Origin of the sequence: Caballeronia arationis (assembly GCF_001544975.2) — a bacterium.
Classification (GTDB): domain Bacteria; phylum Pseudomonadota; class Gammaproteobacteria; order Burkholderiales; family Burkholderiaceae; genus Caballeronia; species Caballeronia arationis.
This window is the reverse complement of the sequence record NZ_FCOG02000618.1, coordinates 1-534: the sequence shown is the minus strand read 5'-3', so window position 1 is coordinate 534 and position 534 is coordinate 1. Positions and strand designations below refer to the sequence as shown.

At 62.7% G+C, this 534-nt stretch carries 1 pseudogene; it reads left to right on the top strand.

Going from position 1 to position 534, the window contains the following annotated elements:
* Positions 1-531, top strand: a pseudogene (locus tag AWB81_RS44140) (hypothetical protein); the annotation flags it as partial.
* Positions 532-534 lie beyond the last annotated feature (3 nt).

Here is a 534-nt window from a genome sequence, read left to right as displayed (position 1 = left end):
ATCGGCTTTGCAGCGAATCGGCGCATGCTCGAAATCGAGCAGATCAGCCACGACTGTGCATTGGGCGAAGACGCGTTTCAGGACCTGCAGCGTGCGCGCCATGTTGACGGGCAGCGCGCACCGGCGCTGCGCTTTGCCGACCCGAAGGTCCAAGCGCTGCTGCATGCGCTGGTGATGTTCATCTTCGTCGCACGCGGCTTTACCAATCAAGACCTGCGGCAAGCCTACGCCGTGCTGCTGGGCCTGCGACCCGGCGAAATCGGCCCCGGGCGCATGAGCTACGAGCTGCGACGCCTGCGCTTGCATGGTCTGATCGAGCGAGTGCCCAAGACCCACCGCTATCGGCTCACAAACCTTGGCCTGCAAACGGCACTGTTCTACACGCGTGTGTACTCGCGCATCTTGCGCCCGGGCCTTGCATTGGTTAGCCCTCAGGCGCCTGCGGAATCGCCAGCGTCTTTGCAGCGCAGCTTCCGCACCGCTGAGAAGGCCGTTAACACCTGGTGCGATCAGGTCAAAATCGCCGCGTAGAAA